This window comes from Streptomyces sp. NBC_01334, assembly GCF_035983595.1.
In the GTDB taxonomy this organism is placed as follows: domain Bacteria; phylum Actinomycetota; class Actinomycetes; order Streptomycetales; family Streptomycetaceae; genus Streptomyces; species Streptomyces coriariae.
This window is the reverse complement of the sequence record NZ_CP130718.1, coordinates 9,548,546-9,564,876: the sequence shown is the minus strand read 5'-3', so window position 1 is coordinate 9,564,876 and position 16,331 is coordinate 9,548,546. Positions and strand designations below refer to the sequence as shown.

Sequence of the window (16,331 nt, the reverse complement as noted above, 5' to 3'; positions counted from 1 at the left end):
AGTGTATGAGCCCAGCCCCCCGGTGGTGCCAAACTCCGGCTGACGCGGGGCGGAGGTGGGCTGCTCGGGGAAGCACCGCACTCCACCCCGGCGCCCGACCGCCCGCGATCTCCAGGGTGAAAGCGCTCAGTGGGTCACCGAACTCGTATGATCTCGCGGTGAAGATCTGGACGGAGCGTCCTGCCGCGACCGACGTCGAAGCGGTCGTTCGCGGCTACTTCAGCCTGCTCCGCGCCGGGAGGGTCCTTGAGGCCGAACGGCTTATCGATCACTACCCGATCCGGCATGTGCTCAAGTCGCTGTGGACCGGTTCCGTCGAAGCGAGCGCCGATGAGGACGAGGCGAGCGGCAGCCCTGTTGCCGACGAATGGGAGCAGGACCTGTCCTGGCTCGGCGAACTCGATCTCGCGGACTTCCACTGGGGCCACACCGGCAGCCATGTCACCGTCGAGATCACCTACCGCACGCAGTTGATCGAGGTGGCATTGGGCTTCTGGGTCAGGCCCACCGGCCCCGGCTGGGTCGTCACGGGACCGGCCACGTACTGGTAGGACCTCCCCGTCCGACGCCAGCCTCGCGACCTCCAACTTCAGGTTGGAAAAGGCAGTTCGTCCGATGCGATGTCCGCCGACGCTCGCAGCGGTCGCGGATGCGTCACGCAGGGTTGCGGGAGCGAGGAGAGGTAGGGGGCCATGACGAGCGGACACGAGACCCATGGGGCAGCCTTCGGCCCGCGGTCACTGCAGACGCGCGCCCTGACCCGTGAGTCCGCGCGGGCGCGACGCCTTCTGACCGCCGGGAAGTGGCGCCCCACCGAGGCGGACTCCGAAGCAGCGGTGGCCGTCCTGGACCGCCTCGCGGCCCCGCTCCCAGCCCGGCGAGCTGCAACTACAAGGACGCTGGCCACGGACCGGGACCGACGGCTCCAACGCCTCCTGCGCACCACCCTCCACCACCTCGACGCAGGCATCGTCAGCCCGCCCGCAGCCGCCCTCCTGGCCGCCGTCGCCCGCGCTTTCCTGCCTTGGCACGCCACCCCGAACCCACCGCGCGCAGCGGCGGCCCCGGCATACGGGACCCCGGCGAGGGCTGAAGACGGCCGGGCCGAGCCGCCGACGGAGGCAGGCGAGGCCCTGCTCCCCCATTTGACCGCGCTGTTCGCCATGGTGGCCTCGCCGCGCCTGCCCGGGGCCGCCCCGCTGACGCCCCCGATCGAGTCCTGGCAGGTCCGGTACGAGGGCCGCTTCCGTCACTACGGCAGACCCACCACCGGGGTATGGACGGCCGAGACCTTCGGCTGCCCCGCGTGCGGGGGTACGGCCGGCCCGTGGACGGTGACCTGCGACTGGCGCCTGATCTCGCTGGGCTGCCCGTGCGGAGCGGTAACCCACGAGCACGGCCTCGCCCTCTCCGAAATCTGGCTCCTTCTACCCGAAATGTGACCCGGCCGGCTTGGCTGACCGGTCATCCGAGCACTGCTGGCAGGCTCACTCAGTCAGGACGTGACCGTCCTGGGCGACGGTGCCTACCTCAACTGCGGGATGGTCGTGCCGCACCGCAAACGCCCGCGCCGGCCCCTGCTGGCAGGCGAAGAAGCGGACAACGCTGCCCATCGCAAGGTGCGGGCTCGGGTGGAGCATGTGATCGGACGCATGAAGAACTCCAAGATCCTCCGCGACTGCCGACAGCACGGCGACGGCCTGCACCACGCCGTCCAAGCCGTCGCCCACATGCACAACCTGGCCCTCGCATCATGCCCGGAGGACTGTTCTCACACTCTCTGACCAGCCCAAACACGGCCTTGTGCAACACCCTTCAGTAGGCTTGGTCAGCTTCACTCGGGGGTGGCGTGTGGGCATTGCCGGTAGCGTGATCGTCTGTCGCATGGAGGGTCCATGTGTCCGGCCGGCCCGTGCGAGGGAGATTCCGGTGGCGAGCGATGGGACCGTGATGAGCGAACTGACGAAGCCCAGAATCGAGGTTCCGGAGGGTGGTGCGCCCACCGAACTGACGATCCGGGACCTCGTGGTCGGGGATGGAGCCGAGGCACAGCCGGGCCGGGTCGTCCGGGTTCACTATGTGGGTGTCACGTTCGCGTCCGGTAGAGAGTTCGACTCTTCCTGGGAGGAGGACCGGCCGTTCAAGTTCGCCGTGGGCGGTGGCAGGGCCATCAAAGGCTGGGACCGGGGTGTGAGGGGAATGAAGGTCGGCGGCCGACGCGAGATCATCGTTCCCCCGCGTCTCGGCTACGGCAGGCAGTCGCCGTCTCCCTTGATCCCGGCGGGCTCGACGCTGATCTTCGTCGTGGACCTGCTTTCGGTCGTGGGCGGGCCCGCCGGAGCGAGCCCGGGCTCGACCGGCTCGGCCTGAGCCTGGCGCCTGTGAGGAAGACGGGACACCCCGTCGCTGCCATGTACTTGTCGCCAGGGGGCTCGCGGGCCGTCACGAGAGCTCTTGGAACGGACCGAGACCCGGTCAGGTCGCCCTAGGGTCCGACAGCCCAGAAACGTGTGGTGCCCTCGGCCGTCGCGGGCGAGTGTGCTCCCGTCCTCACTGAGTGCCAGATGGTAGATGTCCGCAACGTGGCCGGTGAGGTCCGCGACCTTCGTGCCTCGGCCGGTCCCCGAAACGATGCCGGTATCCCACACATGTACCTAGTTGTCGCCGCTGGCTGCCGGACGAGTACCGTCGCCGCTCAACGTGATCAGCGAGAAGTACTCCTTCAGATCGACACGGGACCGGCCCGACCCGTCGATGGTGGGGACGCCACCCGCGTCGACGGCACTCCCAAGGTCCCACCACCTGACGACGACAGCGCCCCCACCGGTCGAGTACGGAGAGGAGGCATCGGTCGTCGGCACGTCCATCAGCTTAAGAGCCGACACTGACAATCCCGCTGGAATTCCCTACCCGTCTGTGACTTGCTCTGACGCGGTACAACGCATCGCGGCTTCGGATTCACAAGAGCATCCGCAAAACAGTCCACTACAGAGACCGGGCGATCTCACACAGGATCTGTGCCAGTCTGGCTGCGGTGCTGGGCGAGTACGCATCCGGGGGGGGCGCTGTGGGGCTGCGTAGGTTGCTGTCGTTTGGAGATGCGCTGGTACTTCTGGGTGAGGACCCTCCCGCCATGGCGGCGTTGGACCGCGCGATCGCGGGAGCGCTCAATATGGCCACGGGCGGTCTGAGTGGCGGACTGATCGGCATGGTCGACTCTCGCGGGAGGATTCTCGGTCTGGGGCGCGCTGCGGCGCACGGTGTGAGTGCACGACTTGGACGGGCACATGGGCGGGTGGAACGCACCCAACTGTTGGACGCTGCCCACACCGTGATCGTCGTGCTGGCGTTCTTCGAGGTCCTCGATGAGATCCTCGAAGCCTTGGTTCAGGAAGATCCGCCTCTGTCCCTGAACGATCTGCTGCTGAACCGTCGTGAACAGATCACTGTCGTGGGCGGGCGGCCTCCCTCTGCCGAGGGCTTCGCGCAGACCATGATGCAGGTGGATGCTCCACGTCCCGCACCTCATCTGCCGTACGAGGACACCCTCGTTGAACTCCGTGGATGGTACGGCCGTCTGGCCTTACGGGTAGTCAACTTCCTGCGTGGATTGGCCGTGTGGGAGGAGTTGCCCGCGTCCATCCGCTCAGAGATCGCGGACACCGTGCACGACTCACTGCCGGAGCGTGCGGTCGAGCGGTACGGAGGCCTGTACTTGCGGCTGGTAGTCGAGGCGCCCGAATTCCGTTACTGGTCGAACCGGTTGGAACATCAGGCCACGCGCGCCGAACTGCGACGGGCGCTTGCGGGGCTGGAACCGCTGTTGTCGTCCGCCGTTCCGCACGATCCTCCGGTGGACATCGCCCAGGCCTTGTCCCGGGCACATCAGGCAGCCCTGCACCGACGCATCCTCGACACCGAAATCGCTCCAGACGGCATGCAGGTGCCGACGCTGGGAGAGGCGTACTTGGACCCCGACTTCCGGGTGCGTGCGGTCGATGGGCAGGGCAGTCCTGCCGCCGAGGGGTGGTGGGATGAGGCACCGGTGCGCCAGGACCTCACCGAGTATCTGACGGGCGCTCTGACATCGGAGGGGCTCACCCTCGCTCCTTTGCTGGTGCTGGGGCAGCCGGGCGCCGGCAAGTCGGTCCTCTCCCGGATCCTCGCGGCGCGATTGCCGGCCGCCGGGTTTCTGCCGGTACGCGTGGCGCTGCGCGATGTGCGCGCGGACAGCGAGCTTCAGGACCAACTCGAACAAGCCGTTCGTGACACCACCGGTGATCAGGTCACCTGGCCTGCACTGGTGCGGTCCGCGGGCACGGCCTTGCCGGTGCTTTTGCTCGACGGGTTCGACGAGCTGCTGCAGACCACCGGAGTGCATCAAAACGACTTCCTGGTGAAGGTAGCCCGTTTCCAGGAGCGGGAGTGGGAACAGGGACGTCCGGTGGTCGCGCTGGTGACGAGTCGGACCGCGGTGGCGGATCGAGTGCGCTATCCGCAGGGGACAGTCGCGATGCGCCTGGAGCCGTTCCGGCGGGAGCACATCGAGGCCTGGCTCCAGCAGTGGAACCTCTCCAATGCCCGCCACTTCGCCGCCCGGCGCCTGTCGGCACTCAGCTGGGAGGTGCTCGAACCACATCGCGTCCTCGCCGGGCAGCCGCTGCTCCTGACGATGCTCGCTCTCTATCACACGGCAGGAAACGAGCTGCAGGGTGCGGACGAGCGTCCACTGGGTGAGGCGGATCTGTATGAGGCGCTGCTCGGTTCCTTCGCCCGCCGCGAGGTGGCCAAGGATGCCCGGGACGCACTGCGGGACGTTCAGGTCGATGACCTCTTGGAGCGGGAACTCCAGCGGCTCTCGCTCGTCGCCTTCGCGATGCTCAACCGGCGGCGCCAGTGGGCGTCCACGGCTGAGCTCGAAGCGGATCTGGCCGCGCTGCTCGGACGGCACGCGCACCAGCCGTCAAACTTCCGGGAACCTCTGGGGCAGGCCGAAATCGCCCTGGGACGCTTCTTCTTCGTGCAGCGCGCGCAGTCGATCAGGGGTGGACAGACGCTGTCCACGTATGAGTTCCTGCATGCCACGTTCGGGGAGTACCTGGCCGCGCGACTCGCCGTGCAGTTGTTGACGAGACTGCTCGACCATCGTCCTGTCTTCTCGATGGGCAGTGAACCCCTCGACGACGACATGCTGTTTGGGCTGCTCTCCTTCGCCCCTGTTTTCTCCCGGCAGATGCTCCGCTTCGCCTGGGCACGGCTCGAACAGCTGCCGCGGGACGGCCGTGAGCGCCTGTCCCGCCTTGTCATCCGGGTGCTCGGTGAGCGTGAACTGCAGGCCGACCAGCCGTATCCCGCCTATCTTCCTCAGCGGCTGCGCGCCACCGTCCGGCACGGCATCTACAGCGCGAACCTGGTGATGTTCGTTCTGTTGCTGACCGAAGAGACGACGGCCAGCGCGCTCTTTCCCTCCGAAGACGACCCAGGGGAAGCGTGGCACAGTCGCGCGTTGCTGTGGCGCTCCTCGTTCGAGGAGGCGCAGTGGACCGACTTCGCCATGGCCCTGAGCCTGCGACGGACCCGCGACGGAGCCCGGCGGGATCTGACGATTCGTCTCCGGCAGGGCGAACTGAGCGGGCCGGAGGCAACGGACGCGCACTGGCTCTATCGCGTGCCGAGGGAGCAGGAGGACGTTGTGTGGCAGCGCACCTACTGGAAGGAGATCTGGCACAAGATGGACCTCGCCGCGGGGACGAACGACGGTGTGGCTCTTCAGGCCCTGCGTCCGCTGTTCGAGTCCTTGGGCCCGTTGTTCACCACGTTCAATGGGGGCGGCAGCACACTCGCCACCTCGGTCGCCCACGATCTTCTGAAGCTGTGGCTGCACGGCGGGACCGGGATGTCTCTGGTGGAGACGCAGGCACTGTATCGGCGCATCGGCAACGCGCTCCTCGTCTCCGACCGGGACGGTTCACTCATGCGGCACCTCCGGCCCGTGCTCGTCAACCTGCTGGACCGCGACCTGAAACGCTTCCCCTCACAGGACGCGCAGCACTTCGTCGATGCACTATCGGCGCACGCTCCCGCTGAACTGCGTGAGCTGCTCCAGGGACGCGCCGAGGCCGCCCGGTTCGGGACTTCGCGCGGCGAGTAGCGGCTGACAGCGGATCCGGCGTAGGGGGCTGGATCGGCCACCTTGCTGAACGTGTGACCCGGTCTGGCGCTCAGCCGATTCCGCGCAGGCCTGAGGTGAAGCAGCCAGGCGGGTCCGGTGCAGCGTGATGCTGACCCGATTCTGTGTGCCAGAGCAGCAGGCTCTTCCGCCTGACTGAGATTTTTGCCGGCCACGCTGGCACAGAGGAGAGCGCGCTGACCGAACGGCTGCGGGCGTTGCCCCGTCGATCGACGCTCACGGGCAGTCCCTTACCGGCTGACCGGCCGTCCTGGGAGGGTGGCAGGGCAGACGCCGGGTGAGAGGTGCCCTGCGTTGACGGCGCGGACGAAATTCAGGTCATGCGGCGCTGCGTCAACTGGCAGCTGCTCTGCGCGAGTTGCTTGACCACTGGGTGGTCCTCCGCCAGGCGCAGGCCCCTGGCTGTCTCTAGCCGCTCCGGCAGCCTGAACCGCTCGGCCGCGGCCGCGGTGGTCGGTGGCTGGCCGGGCAATTTCGCCTTCGGGACTGGATTCTGACGGATATTCATCGTGGCAGGTACATGACGGACGGGGATCGTAGGGCATACCATCGCAACGCCCCGGAGGGCGGTCGACGGTGCGTCCGGACCCCGCCGGACGACCCCTACCGCTCCTTCGCGTACCCGGCCCCGCCGGGGCCGGATTCCCCCCACGGATGAAGGAGCAGCAATGCCCCTCGGCACTTGGTTCAAGGCAGGCACTTCCGCCGCAGCGCTCGTCCTAGGCATGGCGGGCGCCGCGACCGCCGCCCCCGCACCCGCGGGTGAATCGTCCGCCGCGCAGGCGGCAGCGGTGACCCTTCGCTACGACGACAGTCGCGCCGGAGGCTGGGAAGCCGCGATCGCGGCCGGAGTCGCCTCATGGAACGCGAACGTGAGCAACGTCCATCTGGTGGAAGCGGCGCCCGGCACCGTGGCCGAGATCGTGATCGTCGCCACCACGGGCTGGCCGCAGGCCACGCTCGGCCCCGTTCGTCCGGGCCGTCAGGTCCGCGTCGAGCTCGGCAGCCAGGCCGTGGACCAGGGCTACGACAAGACCCGGATCGCCGCTCACGAAATGGGTCACAGTCTCGGCCTGCCGGACACCAAGCCAGGCCCCTGCTCACAGCTGATGTCGGGATCGAGCGCCGGCACGGCCTGCACCAACGCCACACCGAACGCGGCCGAGCGCTCCCGCGTACAGTCCGCCTACGCAAGCGGAATCGCCGCGCTCGTGCCCGCTGACGGCCGGATCCTCATCGACGCGCCCTGATCACACGGCCATCAAGCGGACGTGCCCCCCGGGGATCTCGTCGAGATCCCCGGACGTAGTCCCCCGCACCGTCGCGCGGTTCGCGGAAACGTCGGTAGCGATGAGGTCGCAGCAAGAGGTCGTCGACCGGCCGCGAATCGTGCCGACCCGGACACTGCCGCAGCAGCCGCTGTTCCTCGCCCAGGACCTGGTCAGTGGCGATCCAGGCCACCGCCCAGCGGAGCGAATCCATGTCCGCGTCCCCGGATGGCGCCGATGAGGCAGACGGCTCGGTCCATTGCAGCAGGATCATCTTGCGGAGCAGTTCGAATCCGGCCCGTCCGTGGAGCTGCCTCTTGATCTTCTTGATGCGGTTGACGGCGCCCTCGACGCTGCCGGAGCTCTGCAAGGTGTCCTGCACCGGACTTCAACATGATTGCGACGCTCTGCCCACCGAGCGGGAGATTCTTCAACCTCCGCTGGTAGCAGTCGTGCATCCGTCGGAGAAGCGACCGCAGTCCGGACACGCCGCCCCGGCCGCCCGGCCTCTGGCCACCACGCCGACCGTGCCGAACGCAACGGCCACCGCCTCGACGTCCACGTCGTCGATCCCGTCGAACACCAGCGAGTCCCAGAACACCGCGTCGGTCTCCATGACCAGCACCGTCACCGGATATGGCCGACCACGGCGGAGAAAAACTGAGACCTGATGGGGCGTCACTCCCGCCTGCTGGCCTGCAAGGCGTACACGGGCTCACGTGAACCAGACTCCTCACACAGGAAGCACAGGAAGCACAGGAAGCGCGGCTCGGCCGCGATGGCTTCGGGGAACAGCTCGCGGGCGGCTGGATCAGGTTCTGGCTCGCTGATGACCGTAATCCGGAAACCGGCCCCGGTGAAGGCCTCGATCACCGCGTGCAGCGGCCTGTGCCAGATGCTCATCAGCGCGGTCTGGCCGCCCATGGTCGGCAGCCGGCCGCCCTCGATCCTGAGCCGGCGTACCGGGGCAAGACGTCGGGGTCAGGTCCAGCCCGTTCCTTCGAGGCAGGCAGGGCAACCTCCTTCCGCGGGCGGGTGCTCACAGCGGGCGGCTGCCCGGGGTCGGCCGCACGGTCCAGGTGTCGCCGCCGGCGAGGAGGGCGGCGAGGTCGCCCTTGCCCTGCTGCTCGACAGCGGTGGCGAGCTGTTCGGCCATCTCGGCGTCGTAGACCGGGCGGTCGACCGAGCGCAGCACGCCGATGGGGGTGTGGTGCAGGGTGTCCGGGTCGGTGAGGCGGGAGAGAGCGAAGGCCGTGGTCGGGGACGCCGCGTGGGCGTCGTGGACCAGGATCTGCGCCTCGTTGTCCGGTGTGACATCGACGATCGTCAGGTCGCCGGTGGCCGGGTCCCGCACGACACCTCTGGCGCCCCTCTCGTCCCCGAGAGGCGTGCCGAAGCGGATCGGCTCACCGTGCTCGAGGCGGATGACGGCCTCCTGGGCCTGCTTCTTGTCCTTGAGTACTTCGAAGGCGCCGTCGTTGAAGATGTTGCAGTTCTGGTAGATCTCCACCAGGGCGGTGCCGGGGTGGTCGGCGGCCTGCCGCAGGACGTCGGTGAGGTGGTTGCGGTCGGAGTCGACGGTGCGGGCTACGAAGGAAGCCTCGGCGCCCAGGGCGAGGGAGACGGGGTTGAACGGGGTGTCGAGGGAGCCCATGGGCGTCGACTTGGTGATCTTGCCGACCTCGGAGGTGGGCGAGTACTGGCCCTTGGTCAGCCCGTAGATCCGGTTGTTGAAGAGCAGGATCTTGAGATTGACGTTGCGGCGCAGGGCGTGGATCAGGTGGTTGCCGCCGATGGACAGCGCGTCACCGTCACCGGTGACCACCCACACGGACAGGTCACGGCGTGAGGAGGCCAGGCCGGTGGCGATGGCGGGGGCGCGGCCGTGGATGGAGTGCATTCCGTAGGTGTTCATGTAGTAGGGGAAGCGGGACGAGCAGCCGATGCCCGAGACGAAGACGATGTTCTCCTTCGCCAGGCCGAGCTGGGGCATGAAGCCCTGCACGGCGGCGAGGACGGCGTAGTCACCGCAGCCGGGGCACCAGCGCACCTCCTGGTCCGACTTGAAGTCCTTCATGGACTGCCTGTCGTGGGACTTCGGCACCAGGGACAGCGCGGCGGTCACCGGCGTCTCCGTAGTGGTGTCAGCCATGGTGGATGGCCTCCTTGAGGGCGTGGGCGAGCTGTTCGGCCTTGAACGGCATGCCGTTGACCTGCGTGTAGGAGTGGGCGTCGACCAGGTACTTGGCGCGGATGAGCGTGGCGAGCTGGCCCGTGTTCATCTCGGGGATGATCACCTTGTCGTAGGCGGTGAGGATCTCGCCGAGGTTGGCCGGGAAGGGATTGATGTGCCGCAGGTGGGCCTGCGCGATCTTCTGGCCTGCGGCGCGGACGCGGCGGACGGCGGCGGTGATCGGGCCGTAGGTGGAGCCCCAGCCCAGGATCAGCAGCTTCGCCCCGTCGCCGTCGGCGGCGCCGGGGTTGTCGACCTCGATGTCGGGGACGTCGATGCCGTCGATCTTGGCCTGCCGGGTGCGGACCATGAGGTCGTGGTTGGCGGGGTCGTAGGAGATGTTGCCCGAGCCGTCGGCTTTCTCGATGCCGCCGATACGGTGCTCGAGGCCCGGAGTGCCGGGGATCGCCCACGGGCGCGCCAGGGTGTGCTCGTCGCGCTTGTAGGGCCAGAAGACCTCGGTGCCGTCGTCCAGGGTGTGGTTCGGCCGGGAGGCGAACTGCACGCGCAGGTCGGGCAGATCATCGGTCTCCGGGATCCGCCAGGGCTCGGAGCCGTTGGCGAGACAGCCGTCGGACAGCAGTATCACGGGGGTGCGGTAGGTCAGGGCGATGCGGGCGGCGTCCAGTGCGGCGGTGAAGCAGTCCGACGGGGTGGCCGGGGCGATCACCGGCAGCGGCGCCTCACCGTTGCGGCCGAACATCGCCTGCAGCAGATCCGCCTGCTCGGTCTTGGTCGGCAGCCCGGTCGACGGGCCGCCGCGCTGGATGTCCACGATCAACAGGGGCAGCTCCAGCGAGACCGCCAGGCCGATGGTCTCCGACTTCAGCGCGATGCCCGGGCCCGAGGTCGTCGTCACGCCCAGCGAGCCGCCGAAGGCTGCGCCGAGCGCGGCGCCGATGCCGGCGATCTCGTCCTCGGCCTGGAAGGTCCGGACACCGAAGTTCTTGTGCTTGGACAACTCATGCAGGATGTCGGAGGCCGGAGTGATCGGATACGAGCCGAGGAACAGCGGCAGATCCGCCCGCCGGCCGGCCGCCACCAGCCCGTACGACAGTGCCAGATTGCCGGAAATGGAACGGTAGGTACCCGGCGGGAACGCCTTCGCGGCCGGAGCCACCTCATAGGAGACCGCGAAGTCCTCGGTCGTCTCGCCGAAGTTCCAGCCCGCCCGGAAGGCGGCGATGTTCGCTCCGGCGATTTCCGGCCTCTTGGCGAACTTGCTCCGCAGGAAGGTTTCCGTGCCTTCGGTGGGCCGGTGGTACATCCACGACAGCAGGCCCAGCGCGAACATGTTCTTCGATCGGTCGGCGTCCTTGCGGGACAGCCCGAACTCCTTCAGCGCCTCCACTGTCAGGGTCCCCAGTGGTACCGGGTGCACGTGGTAGCCGTCCAGAGATCCGTCCTCGATCGGGCTTGCCCGATATCCGACCTTGGCCAGCGCGCGCTTGGTGAACTCGTCGGTGTTGACGATGATCTCCGCGCCGCGCGGCACATCAGGCAGGTTCGCCTTCAGGGCGGCCGGGTTCATCGCGACCAGGACGTCGGGTGCGTCGCCCGGCGTGAGGATGTCGTGGTCGGCGAAGTGCAGCTGGAAGGAGGACACGCCCGGCAGCGTGCCTGCCGGCGCCCGGATCTCCGCGGGGAAATTCGGCAGCGTGGAGAGGTCGTTGCCGAACGACGCGGTCTGCGACGTGAAGCGATCACCCGTCAGCTGCATGCCGTCCCCGGAGTCCCCCGCGAACCGGATGATCACCCGGTCCAGGCGGCGGATCTCCTTCGTGGGTGGCACCTCGGCCTCGGCGGACAGGCTGGTCTGGACAAGCATCGGAAGCTCCTGTCAATCCTTGATGTCACAGATCGCGGCGCCGCAGGGCGCCGTGCGCGGCTGCGGGCCCGTGGGAGAAGAGATCGCGGCGCTGCTCCGGCGGGGTGGCCGAGCGGTTTGCTGTCGGTGTCTCGGCCGTCGGTTGCCGCCGCGGTGCCGGCGGCCGGTCGGGCCCGGGGTGGATACGGGGCGGGACGGACCCTGCCGCACCGCACGAGAGCGTCGTTGCTGCCCGCGCGGACGGCGGCCGGGTCCGGGACGCCGTCCGGTGCCGTCGGTGCCGGCGTCGCAGCGAGGGAAGGCGGTCGCCTCGCCTGCCGGCCGACCGTGCGTCGGCCCTGGCGGGGGCCCTGCGCGCGGCCGGCTGCAGGCTCGGGCATCGCCCACGGTCATCCGCGTCGGGCGGACGACGGCGCCTCCCTGTTCCGGGCGTCCGTACCTGCTGGGCGCGGAAGCCCGGGTCCCGCATGCTGCGTTCTGTTGAGGTGGTGTCAGCCCGCCTGCGTGGCAGCTTCGGTGACCTCCGCCGTCGACGCCGGGGTGGTGGCGGGCGCGGGGGCCGGCCGGGGCTGTTTCTTCAGGCCGAGTCCGATGAAGGCACCGGCGAGTGTCCCTGCGGCGGCGACCCACCCTGCCGTCCGGAGCCCGCCGACCAGCGCGTGGGGGTCGGGGTTGTGGCCGGCGTGGGAGTTCGCGACCGCGACCAGGGCCGCGAGGCCGAGGGCGCCGCCGATCTGACGGCACGTGGAGGCGAGCGCCGAGGCGACTCCCTGCTGGGCCGGTTCGACTCCTGAGGACGCCACCGCGACGAAGAGCGACGGGAAGGCGAAGCCGCCGCCGGCGCCCCAGATGGCGATGCCCGGCAGCAGAGCCCAGTAGGAGCCGTGCGTGGACATGCCCGCGATGATCGCGGCCAGCCCGACGGCGGTGCCTACCGTGCCGAGGAAGAGCGTGGTACGGACTCCGAGGTGACCCAGTACCCGGGCGTTGAGCTTCATCGACACCACCATGCAGACCACGGTCGGCGGGAGGAACGCGATGCCGGCGGCGAGCGGGGTGTAGTCGAGCGCGGTCTGCAGGTACGTGGTCAGCAGGTAGTACGTGCCGCCCAGGGAGGCTTGGAAGACGATCATCGCCAGCATGGCGACGGTCAGGCCCCGCAGGCCGAACAGCTTCAGCGGCACCAGCGGGTCGGAGGAGCGCTTCTCGATCAGCACGAAGACTGCCAGCAGCAGCGCGCCGACCGTCAGGGCGCCGAGGCCCTGGACCGAGCCCCAGCCCTTGGCCGGACCGCTGACCAGGCCGAACACCAGCAGCGTCGAGCCGATGGTGGCGACCACGGCCCCGACGGCGTCGAAGCCGCGGCCGGTGCCGAGCGGGCGGTCGGGTGGCAGGATCCGGGTGGCGGCGAACGCCGTGATCAGCGCGAGCGGGACGTTGACGAAGAAGACCCAGCTCCAGCCGAGGGTACTGGTCAGCACGCCGCCGAGCAGCGAGCCCGCGGCCAGGCCCGCGCTGCCCATGGCGCCCCAGACGGATGTGGCCCGGTTGCGCTCGGAGCCCGGGGCGAACGTGGTGAAGACGAGCATCAGCGTCGCCGGTGTCAGCAGCGCACCGCCAACGCCCTGGAGCGCGCGAGCGGCCACCAGGAGCCCGGCGTTCTTCGCGAGTCCGCCGGCGAGGGAGGAGAGGGCGTAGATGACCAGGCCGATGACCAGCATGCGTCGCGGGCCGATCCGGTCGGCCGCGCGGCCTCCGAACAGCAACAGGCCGCCGAGCGCGACCGCATAGGCGCTCACGACCCATTGCAGCGACTGTGCGGAGAAGCCGAGCTGGCTGCCGATGTCCGGCAGCGCCACGTAGACGATGTTGTAGTCGATGGTGACGATGAACTGGGTGAACGCCAGCAGGGCGAGTGTGTACCCGGCCCACCGTGGCGATCGGGAGTCTGAGGTGGCCATGGTGTGGCTTCTTCCTTCGGGGTGAGCGGGGCGGTGGCCGCCCGAGGTGGGTTCCACGGCAGAGAATAATCCCTTCGCAAAGGTATGTAAATCTGGGGAGGGAAGCAGGATCGGTCAACTCCGCACTGATCTCATGCAGTTGAGACTCCGTCACCGCGGCTGCGGTGCGAGGCAGTCGGCACCCGAGGCCGGTGCGGATCCGGCGCGGATCACGGCTCGGACCGGGAATGCCGTCCGGGTCACCTGCCCGGGGTGCGGGGCAGGGTCCGACCGGGTGCACCGTCGTCACGAGCGGTGCGTGGCGCCTGTACGGCGAGAACCCCGACCGCCCCGAAGTCACGTTCGCCGAACGGATACCGGTGTCGGCGCCGTGCCGCGGACGGCTTCGGTGGCCGGCGGCCACCGAAGCCGTCCGCGGCACGTCTGCGGTCTTGTGCAAGTGAGGACCGTCCTCACTTGCACAGCGGCCGCCCCCTCCTGCGGCGCCCGCGCCACGAGGGTGCGCAGGCAGCGCCCGCGGGCTCGGCACAGGCCGGTGGCCGCAACGGACACTGCACCCTGGCGCAGTTACATACCTCTGCGAAGGTATGCGATTCTGGCGGGAAGCCACCGGTGACCTGGCGCGCCAGTGTCCGCTCCCCGTGGTGGACGACCCGCGTACCGCATTGCGCCTGGTACGGCGTGCCCCTCTTTCCCGGCCGGCCGGACGAACTGTCGAGCACTCACCCGGCCCCCGCTCGTCGGCCGGAGACCCGCACTGCACACGGATCCCGAGCTTTCGAAGGAGCCTGCATGAAATTCGGAAACGACCTGCGGATCAAGACCGTGACCTCGTGGTTTCCACCGGACCGCGAGAACGTCGAGGACGCCGTGGCGGCCGGGAAGCTGACCGATGCGGACGCGGAGCGGCTCGGCGTCAGCCACCTGCCGGTCTCAACTTCTTTGTCCGCTCCCGAGATGGCGGCGCAGGCCGGTCGTGCCGCGATAGGCCGGGCGGGCTGGAGCCCGTCCGATGTGGGCCTGGTCCTGCACACCTGGATCTACCACCAGGGCCATGACATGTGGTCGCCGCCGCACTACGTGGCGAACGCGGTGGGCGCCGGCCATGCGACGCCGTACGGCGTCCAGCAGGGCTGCAATGCGGGCGCGCTGGCCCTCCAACTGGCCGCGATGCACCTGGACACCGACGCCGGGCTCGGTGCCGTGCTCGTCACCACGGGCGACCGGTTCTGTCCTCCCGGCATGGACCGCTGGACCTCCGACTACGGCCTCGGCTTCGGTGACGCGGGGACCGCGGCGCTGGTGCACCGCGGCGGCGCAGAGACCGACGACTACGCCCTCCTGTCCCTGGCCAGCGCGACCGACGCCCAGTTCGAGCTGATGATGCGGCACGGCAACGACTTCAGCCCGGCGCCCATGTGGCCCGACGGCTTCATCGACCTGCGCACTCCCAAGAAGTCCTATCTGGCGGAGTACGGCAAGAAGAAGTTCGAGACCGTCGCCGGCCGGAACATCCGCAAGGTGATCGCGGACAGCCTGCACGACGCGGGCCTGCAGCCCGACGATCCGCGGATCAAGTACATCGCGCTGCCGCGGCTCGGGGCGAGCCTGCTGGACTCCATCTACGGCCCGGTGATCAACGAGCTGCTCAAGGCCGAGGCCCTGCGGTTCGGCGCCGCCACCGGCCACCTGGGCTGCGGGGACTTCCTCGCGAACCTGGCCGACATGCGGGACCGGGTGCCGCTCCAGCCGGGCGACGTCGCGCTGGTGATCAGCGGTGGGGCGGCCTGGACCTGGGCCTGCGCCGTCGTCCAGGTACCGCAGGAACACGCTTCGGCGCGGGAGGTGTGATGGGCTTCGGATTCCTCGGCCTCGGCGGGCACGTGCCGCCGCTGGTCATAGACAACACGCAGGTCGCCGAGTGGACGGGCGCGGAGGAGAGCTGGATCGTCGAGCGGACCGGCATCCTGGAGCGCAGGTACCGGGAGCCAGGCACCGTCACCTCCGACCTGGCGCTGCACGCCGCGCGCGAGGCGCTGGGCGCGCTCCCCGAGGCGGCGGCCCGGCTCGGTGTGATGATCGTGGCCACGTCGACGCCCGACCAGCCGCAGCCCTCCACCGGGGCGATCCTGCAGAACAAGCTCGGCCTGTCGGACATCCCCGCGTTCGACGTCAATGCGGTGTGCTCCGGCTTCCTCTACGCGCTGGCGATCGCCGAGTCGATGCTGTCGGCACGGCTGGCCGGTGAGGGCGGCGACCACGCCCTGGTGGTCGGCACCGACATCTACTCCTCGCTGATGAACCCCTCCGACCGGCGCACCGTCAGCCTCTTCGGCGACGGGGCCGGCGCGGTGCTGCTCGGTCCGGTGCCCGACGGGTACGGCGTGCTGGGCTGGCGGCTGGTCACCCACGGCGAGCACCGAGAACTGGTCGAGGTGCCCGCCGGAGGCACCCGCACACCGCTGGACGCCCGCAGCCGGGAGGCCGGCGAGCACCAGTTCCGCATGCGGGGCCGCGAGGTGCGCGAGTACGCGCTCGGCGTGCTGCCCAAGGTGGTCGGCGAGGCGCTCGGCTCGGCCGGAGTCCGGCTGGAGGACGTGGACCGCTTCATCCTGCACCAGGCCAACACCCGCCTGGTGGAGGCGTGCACGCGTGAGCTCGGCATCGACCCCGACCGGGTACCGCTGACGGCACCGCAGTTCGGCAACACCGCCACGGCCTCCATCCCGCTCACCCTGCGCGCGGAGAACGAACTGCGGCCGTTCAGGCGGGGCGAGCACCTGGTGCTGGCCGGAGTGGGCGGCGGCATGACGGCGGGGGCCGTGGTCGTCCGCTGGTACTGAGCCCCCGC

Annotated in this window: 13 protein-coding genes and 2 pseudogenes; 8 read left to right on the top strand and 7 right to left on the bottom strand. The window is 69.3% G+C overall.

Features of this window, described 5'->3' with window-relative positions:
• The first annotated feature begins 158 nt into the window (after positions 1-158).
• The 4 genes and pseudogenes from OG736_RS42445 to OG736_RS42430 all read left to right on the top strand — a co-directional run bounded on the left by OG736_RS42445 (position 159) and on the right by OG736_RS42430 (position 2,370).
• Positions 159-551, top strand: coding sequence for a hypothetical protein (locus tag OG736_RS42445; RefSeq protein ID WP_327187234.1), 393 nt, complete (start codon positions 159-161; stop codon positions 549-551).
• A 594-nt stretch (positions 552-1,145) separates the two neighbouring features.
• Positions 1,146-1,442: a hypothetical protein gene (locus tag OG736_RS42440; protein WP_327187233.1), complete on the top strand. Its 297-nt coding sequence runs from the start codon at positions 1,146-1,148 to the stop codon at positions 1,440-1,442.
• Between the two features lie 54 nt (positions 1,443-1,496).
• Positions 1,497-1,784: pseudogene (locus OG736_RS42435) on the top strand (transposase family protein); the annotation flags it as partial.
• A gap of 166 nt (positions 1,785-1,950) precedes the next feature.
• Positions 1,951-2,370: an FKBP-type peptidyl-prolyl cis-trans isomerase gene (locus OG736_RS42430; RefSeq protein ID WP_327187232.1), complete on the top strand. Its 420-nt coding sequence runs from the start codon at positions 1,951-1,953 to the stop codon at positions 2,368-2,370.
• Positions 2,371-2,654: 284 nt separating this feature from the next.
• Here the strand turns inward: OG736_RS42430 and OG736_RS42425 are convergent, their stop codons facing one another.
• Entirely contained in the window at positions 2,655-2,861 is a 207-nt protein-coding gene (locus OG736_RS42425) for a hypothetical protein (RefSeq protein ID WP_327187231.1), read from the bottom strand.
• Between the two features lie 272 nt (positions 2,862-3,133).
• On the opposite strand from OG736_RS42425, the gene OG736_RS42420 reads away from it, so the two are divergent.
• On the top strand, positions 3,134-6,151 hold the full coding sequence (locus OG736_RS42420) for an NACHT domain-containing protein (RefSeq protein WP_327187230.1): 3,018 nt from the start codon (positions 3,134-3,136) through the stop codon (positions 6,149-6,151).
• Between the two features lie 707 nt (positions 6,152-6,858).
• Positions 6,859-7,440 (top strand): snapalysin family zinc-dependent metalloprotease, encoded by a 582-nt coding sequence (locus OG736_RS42415; RefSeq protein ID WP_327187229.1) that lies wholly within the window; start codon positions 6,859-6,861, stop codon positions 7,438-7,440.
• Here OG736_RS42415 and OG736_RS42410 read toward each other — a convergent pair.
• From OG736_RS42410 to OG736_RS42385, 6 genes and pseudogenes are all read right to left on the bottom strand, one after another.
• Complete coding sequence (locus OG736_RS42410; protein ID WP_327187890.1) at positions 7,424-7,840, bottom strand: hypothetical protein; 417 nt, start codon at positions 7,838-7,840, stop codon at positions 7,424-7,426. The two genes, OG736_RS42415 and OG736_RS42410, sit on opposite strands and share 17 nt — an antisense overlap.
• A gap of 48 nt (positions 7,841-7,888) precedes the next feature.
• A complete protein-coding gene (locus OG736_RS42405) occupies positions 7,889-8,074 on the bottom strand; it encodes a hypothetical protein (RefSeq protein WP_327187228.1) in 186 nt (61 codons plus the stop codon).
• Between the two features lie 62 nt (positions 8,075-8,136).
• Positions 8,137-8,385, bottom strand: a pseudogene (locus OG736_RS42400) (hypothetical protein); the annotation flags it as partial.
• Between the two features lie 112 nt (positions 8,386-8,497).
• Entirely contained in the window at positions 8,498-9,610 is a 1,113-nt protein-coding gene (locus OG736_RS42395; RefSeq protein WP_327187227.1) for a 2-oxoacid:ferredoxin oxidoreductase subunit beta, read from the bottom strand.
• On the bottom strand, positions 9,603-11,519 hold the full coding sequence (locus OG736_RS42390) for a 2-oxoacid:acceptor oxidoreductase subunit alpha (protein ID WP_327187226.1): 1,917 nt from the start codon (positions 11,517-11,519) through the stop codon (positions 9,603-9,605). The genes OG736_RS42395 and OG736_RS42390 overlap by 8 nt, the downstream gene beginning before the upstream one ends.
• 491 nt (positions 11,520-12,010) lie before the next feature.
• Positions 12,011-13,480, bottom strand: a complete 1,470-nt coding sequence (locus OG736_RS42385; protein ID WP_327187225.1) for an MFS transporter — start codon at positions 13,478-13,480, stop codon at positions 12,011-12,013.
• A 792-nt stretch (positions 13,481-14,272) separates the two neighbouring features.
• On the opposite strand from OG736_RS42385, the gene OG736_RS42380 reads away from it, so the two are divergent.
• Both OG736_RS42380 and OG736_RS42375 read left to right on the top strand, forming a co-directional pair.
• Positions 14,273-15,331 (top strand): ketoacyl-ACP synthase III family protein, encoded by a 1,059-nt coding sequence (locus OG736_RS42380; RefSeq protein ID WP_327187224.1) that lies wholly within the window; start codon positions 14,273-14,275, stop codon positions 15,329-15,331.
• Positions 15,331-16,323: a 3-oxoacyl-ACP synthase III family protein gene (locus OG736_RS42375; protein WP_327187223.1), complete on the top strand. Its 993-nt coding sequence runs from the start codon at positions 15,331-15,333 to the stop codon at positions 16,321-16,323. Before OG736_RS42380 ends, OG736_RS42375 begins: the two co-directional genes overlap by 1 nt.
• Positions 16,324-16,331 lie beyond the last annotated feature (8 nt).